This is a genomic window from Thermopirellula anaerolimosa (assembly GCF_054657335.1).
In genome coordinates this window covers 1,225,324-1,242,471 of sequence record NZ_BAAHYX010000006.1, presented here as the reverse complement: position 1 = coordinate 1,242,471, position 17,148 = coordinate 1,225,324, and the positions used below count along the sequence as shown (strand labels likewise).

Sequence of the window (17,148 nt, the reverse complement as noted above, 5' to 3'; positions counted from 1 at the left end):
GGTGCATCCCCTGAAAGTAGGGGGTTATGGGATTTCGGCTAGCCCTTCGATGAGACAAACGGGTACGTTTCCCGCGACCGGCAAGGTCAATATCTACGCTCCAGTTTACTCAGTCCTTTGCTTTTCGGCAAAGACGCTCGTGGGTGCCGTCCAGCGGCGGGCGGGACGCGTGCCATCGTATTCGGGAGGATGTGCCACAGGCCGCAAACACGCCGGCTTAGTGAAATGCAACCGGATCGCATCTCTAAAGGCCGGGCCAATTCTCGACCTTTGCGGATTTCGGTTGACTCGGCCGAGCACCTCGCGATCAGAGAGTACGAATGTGAAAGCCGCCGTCGACGAGGAAGCAGTTGCCGGTGCTGAATGAGAAGGCCCCCGACACGATGGCCGCGACGGCGGAGGCCACGTCGTCCGGGCTACCCCAGCGGCGGATCGGCCAATAACCCTCCGCGATCAGGCGATCGTACTTTTCCTTGACCGGGGCCGTCATGTCGCTCTCGATCACGCCCGGGCAGACCTCGTGGACGAATATCTTCTCGTCCGCCAAGCGTTGGGCGAAGAGTTGCGTCATCATCCTGATGGCGCTCTTGCTGATGCAGTAATCGCCGCGATTGGTGGATACGGCGAAGGCCGATATGGACGAGACGTTGATGATATACCCCTCGGGCACGATTCCCGAGTGAATGAGGCGGATCATCTCCTTAGCCGCAATCTGCGACAGGAAGAACGGGCCTTTGAGGTTGGTGTCGAAGACGGTGTCCCACGATTCCTCGGTGGCTTCCAAAATATCTCGGCGACCTACCGAGGTGATTCCCGCATTGTTCACGAGGACGTCGAGACGACCGAATTCGTCCAATGCCGCGGCCAACAGGCGTTGCCGATCGTCTCGGCGTCCTACATCTCCTTGTACTGCCGTCGCCGCCCCGCCCGCGGTGCGGATCTCCGCGACCACCGACTCGGCCGCATCGGCGCTTCGCGCATAGTTGACCACGACCGCGAATCCCAACTTACCTAAGCTGCGACAAACGGCGGCGCCGATACCTCGCGATCCCCCGGTCACTAGGGCGCACCGCATTTCGCTCACCGAGGCACTCATTACCGATCCTCCCATGCGCATGATGCGGTCAAAAGGATTGGGGCATCCAAGCGGACCGCAGACGGCCTACACCGGGCGCCGGATGTTCGCGCCGGTACGATACCGACATTATCCGCGAAAGGCGGAGCGGGTGCGACCCAGTCCGAAAAGAGGAGCGGACGACGCCGGCCTTTTTGCCGGGGCGCATGCACCGAATGCCGGTCATGCCAGGGGCTTGCGATACAGTCGCAGGCTGTTGAGGACTACGGAAACGTCGCTCAAAGCCATGGCCGCCGCGGCGGCGGGAGCAGGAACCAGGAACCCGGTCCACGGGACGGCGACTCCCGCCGCCAGAGGAATCAAGACGGCATTGTAAACCAAGGCCCAAAACATGTTCTCCCAGATCGTGCCCATGGTGTTGCGACTAAGGGCCAAACACTCCGGAATCGCGCGGAGGTCGCGTCCAATCAGCACGACGTCGGCCGATTCCTTGGCCACATCGGCGCCGGCGCCCAAGGCGATCCCCACATCGGCCGCTGCTAAGGCGGGCGCATCGTTGACGCCGTCCCCGACCATCGCCACGCAATGCCCTTCGCGTTGCAATCGCCGCACGACTTCGAATTTGTCGTCGGGCCGAACTTCGGCAACGATCTCGTCGATCCCCAATTGTCGGCCGATTCGTTCGGCCGTCTCGCGACGATCGCCGGTCAGCATCACGATTCGCAGTCCCCTGCGGCGAAGCAAGGCCACGGCCTCTTGGCTGCTTTCGGCGGGAACGTCCGCGAATCGGAGCATACCCAAAAGTCGCCCTTCGCCAACCACCCAAACGCGGATTTCACCCTCCAAGTTCGACTTGCCGTTTTCGTCCTCTGGCGGCGCGTGCAAAAGGGCGAGTGCCTGGGCGGGCGACATGCCGTCGGGAAGGACCGCGTCGCCGCCGACGAGCATTTCTCGGCCGTCCAAAAAAGCTCGAATGCCGATGCCGGGCAAAAGCTCCGTCGTTTCGGCGGGTTTCCATGAGATGCCGCGTCTTCCCGCTTCGGCCACGATGGCCGCCGCCAGAGGATGAACGCTGGTTTGCTCGGCCGCGGCAGCCCATCGCAACACGTCTTCGGGCGTGGATTCGCGGACGACCGCCGTCCCGACCAGTTGCGGTCTTCCCAAAGTCAGCGTCCCGGTCTTGTCCAAGACGACGACGTTGACATTGCCCATCGTTTCCAAGACTTCCGCATTCTTGTTGAGGATGCCCCGTCTCGCGCCGATGCCCGCGGCGACCATCAGGGCTGCCGGCGTGGCGATGCCCAGCGCGCACGGGCAGGCGATCACCAAGACCGCCACCAGCGCATTGAGGGCCGTGCCCCAGCGTCCCAGAACGGGGCCCCAAATGATGAGCGAAGTCACTGCGACGGCCGCAACGACCGGCACGAACCAGGCCACCAGACGGTCCGCCAGTCGTCCGATTCGCGGTTTGCCCGACTGTACCTGTCGGACCAGGCGGACGACCTGAGCCAATGCGGTCTCGCCGGCAGGTTTCAGTACCTCCACTTGCAGCGGGCCGGTCAAGTTGATGCTTCCGGCCAAAACGCCTTCGCCGGGCTTTTTCGGCACGGGCAAGGCTTCACCGGTCAACCAAGACTCATCGATGTCCGAAGTTCCCTGAACGATGACGCCGTCGAGCGGGATCTTTTCTCCCACGCGAACCAAAACGACGGCCCCTTTCGGAATACGATCCACCGGGGTCTCGCGAAAATCACCCTCGCGCTGCATTAAGGCCGTCGGCGGGGCCAAGTCCATCAGTTGCCGGATGGCGTTCGATGCCCGGACTTTGACCTTGGTCTCCAAGTAACGCCCGAACGATATGATCGACAGAATCATTACGGAATCGCTGAAGTACATCGAGACGCTGGAACCGCCGTGCCCGATTCCCATGGTCTCGTGGAGGGATAGGCCGGGAAACAGCGTCTCGGCGAAGGCTGCGGCGAAGGCCGTCCAGGTTCCCAGCGCGACCAGGGCATCCATGCCGATCACGCCGTGGCGGAGTTGTCGCAAGGCCGCCCAGGCGATCGGACCGCCGACGAACAGTTGCACCGATCCTGCCCCGAGAATTGCCGGCAAGACGGCCCAACCCGATGCGGGCAGCGCGAACATCGCCGCCAAGACGATCACCAAGCCGATCAGGCCGAATAGCGAATCCCGAAGGCGTTCCTTGGCGTAGCGCTCCTGGCGTTCCCACGGCGAAAGAGAATGTTCCGATTCCGGGGCGACATCGGTGGTCGATTCGCTGCGGAGGCCATATGCGCTTTGGGGAGGGCGCTCCAAAGGTTCGGCTTGATAGCCCGCGGAGCGAACCGCCTCAACCAAGCGAGGAGATAGTTCCTCGGACGATCGCGCTACGATCCTGGCTTGCTGTGTCATCAAATCCACGGACGCTTGGGCCACGCCCGGCACCGAGCGGAGGGCGTTTTCCACTCGAGCTACGCACCCGGCGCAGTGCATCCCGGCGATATTCAGCAGGAGTTCGCACTCGTCCGCGCCGCGAGAGTTTTCCTCGGTTTGCTTCATGAAATCGCTTCTGCCTTTACGAGTGAGCGCATTGAGCAAGCGTACGTTCGTTCCGCCGCAGCTCCCAACGTGGCGATAAACATCGCTCCCGATTGAACCGGTTGCTCAATACGAAGAGGCCAACCGCCGATCAAAGAACGCCCCTGTTGGGAATTGTACGGTTGAACCAATCCGACGGCGCGATCAATAGTCGGCATCGGGGAGAGCATATTCTCGATACCGGGTCCGGCGGTAACGTCGGGCCGAAATCCATGGGGTGCAACGCAAAGCGACCCCCGACATCGGTCGAGGGTCGCCATTCTTCAAGCAAAGTCGTGCCGAAGCGAACCGGAGGTCGCCCGCCGACGGTTTCGGCGGACACCTTGGCTCAGACGGCCATCGCCGCGATCAGTACGGCTTGTAGACGCCGGGTTGTGCGATCGGGTAATCGCCGTCCTCATTTCGTGTGACCGGCGGGTCTTGATCCCACGAGGTGATCTCGGGTGCCAAAGCCGGCATCCCTTGAACGGCGTCGTCCCACTTCACGACCTGGCCGCTATAGGTTGCCAATCGACCAAGGATGGCAGTGAACGTGCTATTGGCGCCGAAATAACCTTCGTTGTACTTCTCGTTCTTGACGATGGCGTTGAGGAGGTCGATGTGCTCCTGCACGTACGGGTTCGTACCGCCGGGACCGCTGGAGCAACCGGAGAAGCCTTTCGTACCGTGGGCGGCCTCCGAGACGTTGTTCCAGCAATTGTTGATTTGCCGGCATTGACTGAACATCTTCACGCCGTTGGCATAGGTGAATTCCACGAAGTGGTGATCGAAAATCTGACCCACTCCGCGATTGTCGCCGCGATAGCGCATCTCGCAACCGCCCATGCCGTTGGCCTCGACCGGGTGGTCGTCCATCACCCAGTTGCAGACGTCGAGGTTGTGGACGTGCTGCTCGACGATGTTGTCGCCGCTCAACCAGGTGAAATGGTACCAGTTGTGGACCTGAGCTTGCAGCTCATTCATGCTGGGGTCGGGCCGACGAATCCAGATCGCCCCGCCGTTCCAATAACAACGAAGGAACGTGATATCGCCGATCTTGCCTTCCTTAATCTCGCCGATTTCCCGAATGTAGCTGGCTTGGTGGTGGCGTTGAAGACCGACGCCCACCTTCAGGCCCTTTTCATCGGCCAACTTATTGGCCGCCATGACCATTCGGTAACCGGGGGCATCCACGCAGACCGGTTTTTCCATGAAGACGTGCTTGCCGGCTTCGATGGCGTACTTGTATTGGTACGGACGGAATCCCGGCGGCGACGCATTGATCATCATATCGACGCCGCAGTCGATCGCCTTTTTATAGGCATCCAGGCCGATGAACACGCGATCGTCGGGCAGATCGACGATGTCGCGGCCGAATTCCTTGCGCAGGTTCTCGGCGGTTCCCCTCGCCCGACTCTCGAAGGCGTCGGCAATGGCAACCACCTGGACTTTAATGCCGGCCTCGGCGGCAGCCTTGAGGTTGTCGCGGACGGCGCCGTTGCCGCGACCGCCGCACCCCACCAAGCACGTCTTGATCACGTCGCTGCCCGCGGCGTGCACCGAGCGGGAAAGACTGAGGCCGGTCATGGCCGCGCCGCCCAAAATCGCGGAGCTCTTCAGAAAGCTTCGCCGAGAGGCCGATGTCAACTTCTCGTTCATTGCCGCATCTCCTGATTCATCTGTTGCAAAAAACCAAAAACACACTCACCGCCCGGCGGCAGTGAATACGACGCAAACCAGCGCACAAACCCCGCTGGGCACGCCCTAGCCGATCATCGATCAATACTTGCCGCCCTGAGCCTTGCGATAATTCCGCAAGATCTCGGGATCCGGTTCGTACATCTTGGCTTCCTCCTCGGTCGGGAGTCGCAGCGGTCGCACCACGCGAAAGCCCACGAAAGGGGCGTCGGTGAGATACCAAATGCTCTGCGGAATCTGGGGGTCCTGCATCTTCCAGTCAGGGTGCGAACCGCGGCGAGCAGCGCTCCGCAGCAATTCCGGGTCATCCGCCCAGGAACCGCCGCGGACCGTGATCGGAAATTCCTTCTGTACCGGAATCAACGGATTCTTAACGGTCTGACCGGCGAAGCGTTTATAGGCGTCCGGGACGTATTGATCGAGCACCCATTCCGCCACGTTACCGTGCATGTCGTAGAGGCCCCACGGGTTCGGCTTCTTCTCGCCGATCTTGTGGAACTTGTCGTCGCTGTTGTCGAAGTACCAACCGTAGTCATCCAAATCCTCGGGATCGTCGCCGAAGGAATACGCCGTGGTCGTACCGGCACGGCAAGCGTATTCCCATTCCGCTTCGGTGGGAAGCCGATAGTAACGACCGGTCTTGGCCGACAGCCACTTGCAGAAATGCTGCGCCGCATACAAGGTCATGCAGGCGGCAGGACGTTCTTTCTTACCCATACCGAACGACATGTCCGTGTACGGCGGGGTGGGCCGGGCGATGGCGTCCGCGAATTTGTCCCAGTCGGTGGCCTGTTCCCGCATCTGTTCGCGGCGACGCTTGTCCAATTCGAACGACCACGTTTCGTAGGCGTCCCAGACCGTTTCGTACTTGGCCATCCAGAAAGGCTCGACGATGACCTCGTGTTGGGGACCTTCGTCGTCCTTGCGGCCCTCCTCGGATTCCGGGCTGCCCATCATGAACTTGCCGCCGGGGATCGGCAGCATGTCGAACTTGATGTCCGTCCCGACGATCACCTCCGTGTACGGCTTCATTTCCGACTCGGAGGCCGCGTCGGCGTCGGGAACCGGATAGGGTTTCGGCAGCCACTTGATCACGTAATCTTCGGCGGGATTCACTCCGGCGGCCTCTTCCGCTTGGGCAAGCCTCCAACCGCACACCAACACGGCGCCCACGGCCAAACCAACGAGAAACATCGAACGAAGTTGCATGTACCGACGACCTCTCCTCAAGGGGTCCCAAAAACAAACCCTCGCCGCCGCGCGCGACGCCGTTTTTATGCAACGGCGGACGTCAACGCACCGTACGGCGAACCTTTCGTCCTTCCCTTCAACCATCATGACCTGCCGACCCGGCGATCCGCAATCACCGCACCGAAATTGGCGTCTGTGGGTACTGTGCGATCGGCCCCGCCTGTAACCCCATTGCGTCGGCGATGGAATCCCAAATCATGGGAAAGCATCCGGCGGTGGGAACACAGGGAACACAAACGGCCGAAAACGACATAATACCGCGCAAAGTTCGGTGGGTTCGTGCTCGGCAAATCGCGTCGCACACGATCATGAAACGGCAGTCATTATAAGTGCCCCGGTTGGAAGACGCAAACCACCCGATGGCTGACGGTCGACTTTTTCCACCTCGGCCCGGCGGCAAAGCCGTAACGGTCCGCACGATCAACGCACTGCCGAGTCGCGTTGCCGGATCGGTTGTCGGTGGCGAGACGTGGCGGCGGTAAATAGAATGGCGGCGAAAAAACGGGACCTTGCGCGGTCGTGTTGCTCGGAGAGGCGAGAAACGTGCTCAACACTTTGGTGGCGATTTTGCCGTTCCTGCTGGTGTTCGGCCTTTTGGTGATCTGGAAATGGCCGGCCCGCCGCAGCATGCCCGCAGCCTATCTTGCCGCGTTACTGGCGGCGGGGCTTTTTTGGCGGGTGCCGCTCGGGCGCATGTACGCGGCCACCGTGGAAGGCGTGTTCATTGCGGCGACTTTGTTGTACATCATTTTCGGCGCCCTCCTCTTGTTCTACGTTTTGAAGCATTCCGGCGCCGTCGCCGCCATTCGCTCCGCTTTTGCAAACATCACGCCGGACCGCCGTATTCAGGTGGTGATCACGGCCTGGGCCTTCGGCACGTTCATCGAAGGGGCTTCGGGATTCGGCACGCCCGCCGCCGTCGCTGGACCGTTGCTGGTCATCCTCGGATTTCCCCCGCTCGCCGCCGTGATCGCTGCGGTTACGATTCAGAGCACACCCGTCTCGTTCGGTGCGGTGGGAACGCCGATCCTGATCGGCGTGAATAAAGGGTTGCAGAATCAGCCCCTGGTGCTGGATTACCTGGCTGCGCACGCCGACCGCTGGGGCGGACTCCAAGGCGAAGCTGCGTACGAGAGGTTGCTGTTCACGATCGGGGGCTATGTCGCCGTATTGCACGCCGTCATCGGGCTTTTGATTCCGCTCTTCATGGTGTGCATGATGACGCGTTTCTTCGGCGCCCGACGGTCGTGGCGAGAAGGTCTGGGAGCATGGAGATTCTGCCTCTTCGCCGCCGTTGCGTTCTGCCTGCCTTATGTGACATTCGGCCTCGCGCTCGGCCCGAAATTCCCGTCGCTGTTGGGCGGATTGTGCGCGACCGTTTTGACGGTGACGGCGGCCCGGCGCGGGTGGTTCGTGCCCAAGCAGTCATGGGACTTCGCGCCCGTCGAAACGTGGCCGATCGAGTGGCGGAGCGATTTTCGTAACACCGCGGAAAACGACGATGCGACGGCCTTTCGCCGCCATCCGGCCTTAGCCGTCGTGCCGTACATCATCGTGGCCGGCTTGCTGGTGGCGTCTCAACTTCCGGCGGTTCGCACAGTCCTGAGCCGCGCGGAGTTCCGTCAAGTGTTGGATCGCCCGGCTACGGCGGGAGCCGACATCGAGGTCCGCTGGAATCCGGTCCTTTCGCCGGGGACGGCGTTCTTGATCGCCGTCGGGATGGCCGCGCTGCTGCTGAAGACAAACGCGGCGGCGGTCCGATCGGCCTTTCGGGAAACATTGGCCGGGACGCTTGGAGCGGGGACGGTGCTGCTGTTCGCGGTGCCGGCGGTACGGGTGTTCCTGCAATCGGACGTCAATTTGGCGGGACTGCGGAGCATGCCGCACGAATTGGCGTCCACGGTCTCGCAATTGGTGGGCGGGGCGTGGCCGCTGGTAGCCGCGTCTGTAGGCGCGTTCGGGGCCTTCGTCGCCGGGAGCAACACCATTAGCAATATGACTTTCTCTCTTTTTCAATTCAGCGTGGCGCTGCAAAGCGGTCTCGATCCCGTGGGGGTTGTCGCGTTACAAGCGGTGGGTGGTGCGGCGGGCAACATGATATGCGTACATAACGTGGTGGCCGCGGCGGCCACCGTGGGGATCCTCGGTCGGGAAGGATTGGTGATTCGAAAGACCTTGCTGCCGACGGTCTACTATCTGAGCGCTGCCGGGTTGTTCGCCATGTTGCTGTGGTTCCTCCCGTAGTACGCGTGCGCCGCCCACGCTCCCGGCGATCCGAGACCGCCCACCGGTCTTCGCTGCCGGTCCTCCGCGAGACGGTCGCCCGTTGTTACTCTGAGACGCATGCGGTAGATTAAAATTTCCGCGGTTCTTGCGGCGGGGTGAGATGCCGGGTGAAAGACTTGCGGTTTGGGCTGCCGCGAGGCGCTCGGCTGATGCCATCCCCCGCGTCCATCGGTTACCTCATGGATCTTTCCGTTACCATCGGCAAAGCGCGTTTCCCGAACCCGATCATGGTGGCATCGGGCACGTTCGGCTATGCGCAAGAGATGGAAAACGTGCTGGACCTAAGCCGGGTGGGCGCGATCGTGCCGAAGACGATTACGCTTCATCCTAGAAAAGGGAATAGGCCTCCCCGAACGGCGGAAACGCCCGCCGGTTTGCTAAACTCCATTGGTTTGGATAACGACGGAGTGGAAACGTTTCTCGCCCACCATATCCCATATTTGACGGGGATAGGTGTGCCCATCGTGGTGAGCATTGCCGGAAAGACAGTGGAGGAATTCGCCGAATTGACGCGAAGACTCGATGGCTGCCCCGGCATTACGGCGCTGGAGCTGAATGTCTCTTGCCCGAACGTCAGCGGAGGGGTGGACTTCGGAGCGGACGCCGCCATGTGTCGTCGGGTCGTGGAAGCGGTTCGCGCAGCGACCATCCTTCCTGTTTTTGTTAAATTGACACCCAATGTCACCGACATCGTCCGGATTGGCTTGGCCGCCCAGGAAGCCGGGGCCGACGCCTTGACGGCCATCAATACGTGCCTGGGCATGGCTGTCGATTGGCGGCGACGAGTTCCCCGGTTGGGAAACGTATTGGGCGGACTGAGCGGACCGGCCATCAAGCCGATCGCCCTGAGGGCGGTCTATCAGTTGAAGCAGGCGGTGACCATCCCCATTATCGGCGTGGGCGGTATTGCGGGCGTCGATGACTGCATGGAGTTTTTCGTGGTGGGTGCGGATGCCGTTCAAATCGGCACGGCTTCCTTCTATCGTCCGAACGCGGTCATCGAGATCCTGGACCGACTGCCGGATGCGCTACGGACCCTGGGGGCCGAAAGGCTGTCGGACGTGGTGGGCACGTTTCGGACGCCCGGCGGTCTTGGGAAGACCTGCGCCGCCGCGGTTCCCTCCGCTTCCGACCAGGCGGGAGTCCCTTCCGCGCGGAGTGGCAACGGGTGAGAAGTGATGATCTTGGAAATATTCAATCGGGTTGGTGATTAAGTATTCAAGCGGATTCCAACGGTATGATCGTACTCTCCGGCATCCAACCGACGGGGCGTTTTCATTGGGGGAACTATTTTGGGGCCATCCGCCAATATGTGGAACTACAGAACCAAGCGGATGCGGCCTACTACTTCATCGCGAATCTCCACGCCTTGACCACGGTGGAAGACGCTCAGCTTCTTCGCCAATATACGCTGGACGCGGCAACGGATCTGCTTGCGCTGGGCATCAATCCCGATCGCGCCACGCTGTTCGTTCAATCCGATGTCCCCGAAGTGACGCAGCTTTGTTGGCTCTTGATGACGCGAACCCCCATGGGTTTGCTGGAACGATGCCACGCTTTCAAGGATAAGAAGGCGAAGGGGCTTCCCGCCGACGCCGGACTGTTCACCTATCCGGTCTTGATGGCCGCCGACATCCTGGCCTACGACGCCGACACCGTTCCGGTCGGCGAAGATCAAGTGCAGCATATTGAGGTGTGTCGCGATTTGGCCGGCAGTTTCAATCATCTGTACGGCGAGGTTTTCGTTCTGCCCAAGGCGAAGATCATGGAGCACGCGGCCAAGATCCCCGGCACGGACGGGGAGAAGATGTCGAAAAGCTATAACAACACGATCGGCGTCTTCGACGAACCGGCCTCCGTGCGAAAGGCGGTCATGCGTATCAAGACGGATTCCCGCCCGGTGTCGGAACCGAAGAATCCCGAGTCGGATCACTTGTACCAACTCTATTCCCTTTTCGTCGATGAGAAACGCCGCGAAGAAATGGCGGCCCTGTACCGTCGCGGCGGATTCGGCTACGGCGACGTGAAGAAGGCGCTGGCGGACGCCGCGCTGGAGTACTTTGCCGAAGCGTACGAATACCGCAAGGAGTTGGAAAAGTCGCCGCGGAAGGTTCGCGAGATCTTGGGGGACGGCGCCGCGATGGCCAGGAAACGGGCGGCGGAAGTCCTGCATCGGGCCCAAGCGGCATGCGGCATCAAGTATTGAGGCGGCGTGCGTCGTTCATCGCTTTGGCGACGACTGCCGTCACCGATGCTTGTTCGTCCCTTCAATCGGTCTGCCGATCACGACTTTCCTCTCCGGGGTCCAGCGCCTTGGTCGGCAATCTCAGCAGTGCCTTGCTTGCCCGAGGCCGCGAAGGCGAAGAATAATGGCAACATGGCGGCTTTTTAGGTCCACCTTCGAGCGGCTTGATGGATGGGATATCGGTTTCCCATGGACATTCTTGGGATAGGTACGGACATCACGGAGTGCCTCCGCATCGGACGCATGATCGAGCGCCACGGTGAACTGTTTCTCCAACGGGTATTCACTCCGGCGGAGATCATGTACTGCCAGTGCCGGAAACAGGCCACGCAGCATTTCGCGGGCCGATGGGCGGCGAAGGAGGCTGTGCTCAAGGCATTGGGAACCGGTTGGGTGCGGGGGATCAGTTGGCGCGACGTGGAGATCGTCAATCGTCCCGGCGGGCGACCGGAAGTGGTGCTCCGCGACGGCGCCTTGCAGGCGGCCCAATTCTTGGGCGTATCGAGCATCGAAATCAGCATCTCGCATTGTCGCAGCCACGCCACCGCCTTTGCCGTTGCCGTCGGCGAAAGGCGGCGCGAGCGACCCACCGGCGCCGAATCGCAATGAGCGGCGCGAGTTCTCCCGCCGGCGCCGAGTATCGAAACGCTTCACGCGGGGTAACAGGGGGATCGCGTTCCCTCGTCGGACGGTCGGTTTCTAGCTCTCGCAGTAGCGGTAGAGCAGGAATACGCCGGGCACGGCGATGCTGAGATTGGCCGCCCAATAGCCGATCGGCGGTAACGCTCCCGAAGTCGTCAACTCCTTGGCCGCCATTAACATGGGGTAGTAGATGATCAAGATGGGCAGAAAGCAGAGAAAGAAGTTGGTCAATAGGTTTTCGCTGCGACGGTACATGCTGACCGGGCTTCCCAACAGGACGAAGCACAAACAGCTAAACCCGTTCGCCCAGCGGAGGTAAGGTTCGGTCTGGAGTTGACGGATGCGGGTCTGCAACTGTTGAATCTGGGCCTGCCACGCAGCGCGTTGTTCTTTTTCGGCCCCGGCGGATTGAAGATAGAGGCGCAATTGTTCGACTTCGCGCCTCAGTTGATCTACGGCGGCGGGGATTTCGGCCATGCTGAGCCACTGCCGGTGGAGACTGGGTTGCGGCGTCTCCAAGGGAATCGTTTGGGTCAGCGTTTCGGAGTCCGTCATCCTGGCGTCGCCGATTTCCGCGACGGGTTTTCGGCAGACGATGGTCAGGATTCCCGCTTTCACGTTGGTAAATAGCTCGGCTTGCTCCGCCCGCAAAACCACCGGCGGCTGGTTCGGATCGGTCTGGATTGTGATGGTGGGGCGAATGAGACGCTTGCCGTCCAATCCCATGACCTTGATGACGAACTTGTCGGATTCGTAGCCCTTTTCGCGTCTAAGTTTGGCGTACACGATCTCTTCGAGGGCCTCGACGGCGACGCGGCGCACGTTGGTTCTGCCCCATGTCGCCGCCAGGTCGTAAGACCAAACGGTGAAGAGGCTGATGAAATATGCGAAGACGATCGCGGGGCGAACGACAACCATAGGCGACAAACCGGCGGAGCGGATGGCGATCAGTTCATTTGTTCCCGATATTCGCCCCAGGACCTGACTGATCGCCAAGAGAACGGCGATCGGCGTGGTGATGCCCAGTATTTCGGGCAGCATGAACGGCATCATGCGGACGATGAGGGCGGGCGGCATGCCGCGATTGAGACCCTCGCGCGCCCCCAAGCCTATGGCCAGAAGAAAGGTCAGGGCGACCAAGGCCAAGCCGAATATCCGCAGCAGTTCCGACAACACGTAACGGGTAAAGATGTTCATTACCGACGGCTATTCATCCTGTCTGAGGGACGGTTATCGGTGAAGGCGGCTTCGTTGATCCGGGAAGGCGAGGCGTTTTCCTCGCGAATAATTTCGTTTGTCGTCATGGTCCCCAAGGGTATTGTAGATTCCCCTCTGTAGAGAGGGTTCATCATTGGCGTGGTCCGATTGTACGGTTTGGGCAAGATTTGGAAAAGATTACTGCGCGGCCTTGCTGTTGGGTGATTGATAGTGAGACGCTGTATCGCATTCGACGCCGCCGGGTGAGGGTAACCGTTGTGATTGCAACAAGAATATCTCGGTTACTTGACCGCGCTGCCCTCGCCCTCACCCTCTCTCAGAGGGAGAGAATACTTGTGCGGCCCGATTTGAAGACACGCACTCAAATACACCTTCTTGCCTTGAATCGAGACGGCGGTTTTCTTAACATTCGCCCGCCCGGAATCCACGGATCGACAGTGCCATGGCAACCCGAAACACCAGCCTCACCGTCTTGACGCTCATCGCGACCATGGTCGCGGGGGCATCGGGCTGCGCCACGATACCGCTGGGCGGACTCCATCCGGCTAGCGGTTCCGGGCCGACAACCTCCAGCGCCGGGCCCGCGGAGAAAGACGTTTCGGGCAACATCGGTGAAGAGGGCGATTCGAAAGCTTCCGAAGTTGGCAACGGTTCAGCGAAGACGAAGCCGCTTCAATTGCAACCCGATGCGACGCAAAACGTCGGCGAAGGGGATGCAATCGGCCGAAAGGCATCGGTGGCCGCGAGCGAGGTGAAAGACGAAAAGGCGGGCACGGGCGACATCACGATTCAGTCTTTGATTGCTGAATTGGAGGCGTCCCAACCGTTGGAACCCACGACGAGGCAGCGTCTCATCGACGATTTGCAGCGCACGCCTCCGCATTTGTGGCCTGCCGTGGTTCAATTGTTCCGTGCCACGCTGGCCTACCGCCGCACGGAAGCGTCCCGGCAGGGGGAGGCCAGCTCGCAACCGACCCGGGACGACCGAAACGACGCGTCGGTGGTCCAAGCCGCTTTGTCCTCTCCGGCTACAAATAGTGCGCTGTCTTTCGGCGGCAGCGCGGGCGGCGAGGGTCAGAGGAACGATGGGATGGGCTCCGAGAATCAACCGCAGTCGGGGGCCGCGTTGGGAGAGGCAGCTCCGGCGGTCGCGATCATGCCGCCCCCGCCGAAGAACGCAACCGTTTCGCCGACGACCGCGACCATTTCGACTCCCAGCCCGGGTTACGAAACGCCGAATGCCGGGACGTCGCCGAACGCTTGGCCGCGATCGGCAACGACTCAGACGCCGGGTGCCTCGGAGATAGGGTCATCGCAACCATCGGTCGCCGCGAGTTCCGTTCGTCCCACCTTTCCGGAGGTCGAAAGCACGGCGAACCCCCTGCCGCCCAACCCCGCCGAGCGAGACTGGCGCTATTTGCTCAACTCCGCCAGATGGCAACTCGAATCGCGGATCAAGACGGACGCCGGCGGATCGAATTTGCAGGATGAATTGCGACTCCGACTTCTGAACCTGGCGCTGGCGGATCGGGAAGGCGCCGTCCGACCCGTGGCCGGATTGCCGCCGAACATGCAGGACTTTTGGTCCAAGACCTTTTTCGGCTTGTCGCTGATGATTACGGATACTCCGAGCGGCGACGCTGAGATCGGGCAAGTCTCCACGCTCGAGGCGCAGCGATACCTACAGGACGCGCTCCAGCGCCTTCAGGAAAACTGTCCCTTGGAGATTCGCAACCCGGCGTTCGTAACCGCCGTCCAAAGCTGGGGCGTGTACGATCCGTTCGAAAAGAACGAATTCTCGCCCGGCCGACAGGTTCTGCTCTACGCCGAAATTGAGAACCTCAAGAGCGAGTCGACCGCCCAAGGCTACCGGACGAGTTGGCAAAGCTCGTATCGCATCCTCGATGAGAGCGGGAGGGTGGTGGCGGACTACCAATATCCGCCCAATGAAGAGTTTTGCCGCCGCGTTCGACGCGACTTCTTCATCGGGTGCGAGTTGTCGATACCCCCGCAACTTACGCCGGGGCGCTACGCGTTGCGGTTGTCCGTGACGGATTTGCTGAGTCGCCGCACGGGCGAGACTTCGATCGAGTTTTCCGTGCCGGAAAAGGTCAAGAGATAAACGGCGGCGGAGGACGATCCGCGGCGGCAGCACGTCGCGGGCATCTGTGCGGCGGCTTGTCGTCTCCAGGACGGTGCTCTCGGCGGGACGCGATCAGCCAACGCCGACCGTTTCGCCCAGCACGGCGTTCACAGTCTCTTGGAGTTGCTCGGGCAAGAACGGCTTCGCGATGAAGTCGTGTGCGCCTTTGCGGATCGCTTCGGAAATCAGTTTGGTTTGGTTGAGGGCGCTGACGACCACGATGCGGGCGTGCGGATCGAAGGCCAGGATTCCGTCCAAGGCGTAGAGTCCGTCGGTGCCGGGCATCACGATATCCAGGGTCACGGCATCCGGGCGGAGTTCCTTGTACTTTTCCACGGCTTCGGCTCCGTTGCCGGCCTCACCGACGACCTCCCATCCGGCTTGCGTCAAAACCTCCGAGATCATGCGTCGAATCAGTGCCGAGTCGTCCGCGATCAAAAGCCGCTTGGTCATCGTCGAACCTCCTCCATCATGCCCGATCGTGCGGGTTTACGAGTGGTCTTGCCGCCCTCATGCCGTCGTACGTCCGGCGTAACGACGGTTTGGCTTCGGTCGATGGGTGCCGTTCTGCGAGGCGATGGCAAAGCCTCGCGTCGTATCACCGAGGTGGATTTCCCAGAAAACCATAGGTCACGACGGCGACTCGGCGCGACGGATCCACATCGTGATCTGAGATCACGCGGTTTTTCAGGCAGGCACAACCCGCACGATCGGCTTTTCCCACAAACACGGCCTCACAAGCGGTTTTCGGTCCGGGGGCGGTTGGTACGGCCGATTATGCGCGATGGATCGTTTGGACGACCGCTTGACGATTGTGCAAGCGCCGGTCGCTCCCTCCGCCGAAAGGGAACGATAGGATATCCCAGCGTTTTCACCTCCGGCATGGCTCCACGAACATGGAACTGAATCGCTATCACTATTTCATGATCGGGCTGTTCTTGCTTTTTTGCGGTCTGGAATTGCAGACCGTGGAATCCGTCACCTTGACTCCCGAGGTAACAAAGTTCCTCGCGGAACGAACCGGTCACCCGGTCGCGGCGACGAGCAAGGCGGTGGGCGTATTGACGGGAACGGAACCGCCGCTGCCGCCGAAGACCATCAGTTTTCCGGAATGGACGGGCTACGCGGCCCTTTCCGCAAGTGCCGTGCTGGTGCTCTACAGTCTGATGCTGCCGAAACCCGGTTGAGGCGAATCCGGCATGGTTCATCCAGGGGTACGATTGGGCAACCGGCCGCGCCGCTCCGGCGACGGCGGATTACTCTTTGCGCTTGCCCGGAGCGGAGTGTCGCGGCGGCCGGAGTGGATCGTTGTCGCTTCCGTCGTCCTCGCGGCGGCGTTCCTCTTAGTTTCCGCCTGCGGACGGTTTCTTTGGGCGGAAGATGCCGCCAATCCTTCGGCTCTTCCCTCGGCGGCCTCGCCCACAGGCGCCGAAGATTCGCGGGCCTCGGCTCAAGAACCGGGGCCGATGCGACTGCGAGAAGGAACGACGCTCCGCGGCCTGGTGGGATCGATTCGGCCGGTCGGCGATCGTTGGACGCTGTTCCTGTCGCAACGCGACGAACGCTACATCCTCCTCGAGAATCTGGCCCTCGAACGAATCCTCCGCACAAACGCCTCGTTTACCGAATCGCCGGATTGGACGGTGGATGGAACCGTTACGGAGTTCCGCGGGCAGAATTACCTTCTCATCGAAAAGGCTCTCATCGGCAAGGTGACCGCTCCCCCGTCTGCACAATAAACGCCTGACACTACCGGTTTCGCGCGTGCTCTTGATGCTCTTTAGAGAGCGTTCGAGTGCCGGTTCGGCCTCGCGACCAGCGGCCGATTTTGTTTGACGCCGTATCGCGCCGGGACTTATAATGCCCAGCGAACTGAGAGCATCGCATGGGGGAAAAACTTGATGACGGGTTTGCGCAGCTCGTCTCGGCGCAGAGATGAGTGAGGCGATCGAACCGCTGTTCCCGCGTCTTCGAAGCCGATGACACGGCGCAATTCGCCGGCATGCCGCC

General features: G+C 61.1%; 13 protein-coding genes. 7 read left to right on the top strand and 6 right to left on the bottom strand.

The features are described 5' to 3' along the window. Positions 1-307 precede the first annotated feature (307 nt). From ACYQ6J_RS10625 to ACYQ6J_RS10610, 4 genes are all read right to left on the bottom strand, one after another. Positions 308-1,096, bottom strand: a complete 789-nt coding sequence (locus ACYQ6J_RS10625) for a 3-ketoacyl-ACP reductase (protein ID WP_460184161.1) — start codon at positions 1,094-1,096, stop codon at positions 308-310. A 201-nt stretch (positions 1,097-1,297) separates the two neighbouring features. After that, entirely contained in the window at positions 1,298-3,637 is a 2,340-nt protein-coding gene (locus ACYQ6J_RS10620) for a heavy metal translocating P-type ATPase (RefSeq protein ID WP_460184160.1), read from the bottom strand. Between the two features lie 387 nt (positions 3,638-4,024). After that, entirely contained in the window at positions 4,025-5,314 is a 1,290-nt protein-coding gene (locus ACYQ6J_RS10615) for a Gfo/Idh/MocA family oxidoreductase (protein WP_460184159.1), read from the bottom strand. 120 nt (positions 5,315-5,434) lie between these two features. Next, positions 5,435-6,562, bottom strand: coding sequence for a formylglycine-generating enzyme family protein (locus ACYQ6J_RS10610; RefSeq protein ID WP_460184158.1), 1,128 nt, complete (start codon positions 6,560-6,562; stop codon positions 5,435-5,437). A gap of 585 nt (positions 6,563-7,147) precedes the next feature. Between ACYQ6J_RS10610 and ACYQ6J_RS10605 the strand changes: the two genes are divergently transcribed. The 4 genes from ACYQ6J_RS10605 to acpS all read left to right on the top strand — a co-directional run bounded on the left by ACYQ6J_RS10605 (position 7,148) and on the right by acpS (position 11,744). Next, entirely contained in the window at positions 7,148-8,848 is a 1,701-nt protein-coding gene (locus tag ACYQ6J_RS10605; protein ID WP_460184157.1) for an L-lactate permease, read from the top strand. A 191-nt stretch (positions 8,849-9,039) separates the two neighbouring features. After that, the gene (locus ACYQ6J_RS10600) at positions 9,040-10,062 is read left to right on the top strand and encodes a dihydroorotate dehydrogenase (RefSeq protein WP_460184156.1); all 1,023 of its coding nucleotides are present in this window, start codon (positions 9,040-9,042) and stop codon (positions 10,060-10,062) included. Between the two features lie 65 nt (positions 10,063-10,127). Further along, positions 10,128-11,096 carry a tryptophan--tRNA ligase gene (gene trpS, locus ACYQ6J_RS10595; protein ID WP_460184155.1) on the top strand — a complete coding sequence of 323 codons (969 nt, stop codon included), beginning with the start codon at positions 10,128-10,130 and terminating at the stop codon, positions 11,094-11,096. Between the two features lie 228 nt (positions 11,097-11,324). Further along, positions 11,325-11,744, top strand: a complete 420-nt coding sequence (gene acpS, locus ACYQ6J_RS10590) for a holo-ACP synthase (RefSeq protein ID WP_460184154.1) — start codon at positions 11,325-11,327, stop codon at positions 11,742-11,744. 90 nt (positions 11,745-11,834) lie between these two features. Here acpS and ACYQ6J_RS10585 read toward each other — a convergent pair whose 3' ends face one another. Continuing rightward, positions 11,835-12,974, bottom strand: a complete 1,140-nt coding sequence (locus tag ACYQ6J_RS10585; RefSeq protein ID WP_460184153.1) for an LptF/LptG family permease — start codon at positions 12,972-12,974, stop codon at positions 11,835-11,837. A gap of 463 nt (positions 12,975-13,437) precedes the next feature. Between ACYQ6J_RS10585 and ACYQ6J_RS10580 the strand changes: the two genes are divergently transcribed. After that, entirely contained in the window at positions 13,438-15,117 is a 1,680-nt protein-coding gene (locus ACYQ6J_RS10580) for a hypothetical protein (protein WP_460184152.1), read from the top strand. Between the two features lie 93 nt (positions 15,118-15,210). Here ACYQ6J_RS10580 and ACYQ6J_RS10575 read toward each other — a convergent pair whose 3' ends face one another. Beyond that, on the bottom strand, positions 15,211-15,591 hold the full coding sequence (locus tag ACYQ6J_RS10575) for a response regulator (RefSeq protein WP_460184151.1): 381 nt from the start codon (positions 15,589-15,591) through the stop codon (positions 15,211-15,213). A gap of 443 nt (positions 15,592-16,034) precedes the next feature. On the opposite strand from ACYQ6J_RS10575, the gene ACYQ6J_RS10570 reads away from it, so the two are divergent. Together ACYQ6J_RS10570 and ACYQ6J_RS10565 are read left to right on the top strand one after the other, a co-directional pair. After that, positions 16,035-16,325 carry a hypothetical protein gene (locus ACYQ6J_RS10570; RefSeq protein ID WP_460184150.1) on the top strand — a complete coding sequence of 97 codons (291 nt, stop codon included), beginning with the start codon at positions 16,035-16,037 and terminating at the stop codon, positions 16,323-16,325. A 12-nt stretch (positions 16,326-16,337) separates the two neighbouring features. Further along, entirely contained in the window at positions 16,338-16,877 is a 540-nt protein-coding gene (locus ACYQ6J_RS10565; RefSeq protein ID WP_460184149.1) for a hypothetical protein, read from the top strand. Positions 16,878-17,148 lie beyond the last annotated feature (271 nt).